The 413-nt window shown below is 64.4% G+C and carries 1 protein-coding gene; it reads right to left on the reverse strand.

Annotation, left to right across the window (positions count from 1 at the left end):
- On the reverse strand, window positions 1-396 hold a 396-nt coding region (locus EN874_RS32325; RefSeq protein ID WP_245516220.1), incomplete at its 3' end, for a TonB-dependent receptor.
- Window positions 397-413 lie beyond the last annotated feature (17 nt).

The following is a 413-nucleotide window of genomic DNA, read 5'->3' on the forward strand; positions in this document are numbered from 1 at the left end:
CTCGCTGTGCAGCAGGCTCAGGCCGGCGCTCAGGGTCAGGTTCGGGATCGGGCGCAGTTCGATGTCCGCTTCGAAGCCGTAGGCCTTGGCCTTGTCGGCGTTGAACAGCACGCCATTGCCATCCGAATCGTTGCCGTTGAGCTGGATGTCATTGACGGTGTAGGTGAACGCGGTCGCGTTCAGGCCCAGGCGGTTGTCCCACAGGCTGCTCTTCACGCCCGCTTCCCAGGACAGGATGGTCTCGGAATCGGCGGTGGTGAAGTCGGCATTGAACACCGCCGAACGGCCCTGGATGGTCGGGCCACGGAAGCCGCGCGCGACCTTGGCGTAGACGCTCACATCCGGGGTGATCTGATACATCGCGCTCAGATCCCAGCTCGGGGTGGTGTCGGACATCCTGACGTCGGTGCGGC

The organism is Mesorhizobium sp. M1D.F.Ca.ET.231.01.1.1 (assembly GCF_003999155.2).
Classification (GTDB): Bacteria; Pseudomonadota; Alphaproteobacteria; order Rhizobiales; family Rhizobiaceae; genus Mesorhizobium.